Origin of the sequence: Gordonia sp. DT219 (assembly GCF_049847065.1) — a bacterium.
In the GTDB taxonomy this organism is placed as follows: domain Bacteria; phylum Actinomycetota; class Actinomycetes; order Mycobacteriales; family Mycobacteriaceae; genus Gordonia.
Window position 1 is genome coordinate 1 of record NZ_JBNCNR010000100.1, and the last position, 317, is coordinate 317.

Below are 317 nucleotides of genomic sequence, written 5' to 3' on the forward strand. Positions count from 1 at the left end.
CAGGGTGACCGGCAGATCGTCGAGCTATCCGACCGGAATGCGGAGCGCCGGTTCGGGTTTCGGTCGGTGACCGACATGATGATCGTCGGGTTACGCGTGTCGGAGCCGATGCGCCGCCGCAAGCAGATGACCGCCACCGCCACCTATCACGGATTGACCGGCGAACCCCTCGCCCCGAAGTACCCCACGTTGGCGCAGGCGTTCGCCGACGGGGCGGTCGGGCCCGCACATGCGCGGGTAGTGATCGACGTCCTCGACGACATCCCGCACCAGGTCGACCACGACATCAAGGTCAACGCCGAAAAGCAGATGGCCGA

General features: G+C 66.2%; 1 protein-coding gene. It reads left to right on the forward strand.

Translation table 11 applies throughout. The features are described 5' to 3' along the window. Positions 1 to 317: DUF222 domain-containing protein (locus tag ACPXB3_RS22600; RefSeq protein WP_425729889.1), on the forward strand; the 317-nt coding region annotated here is incomplete at both ends.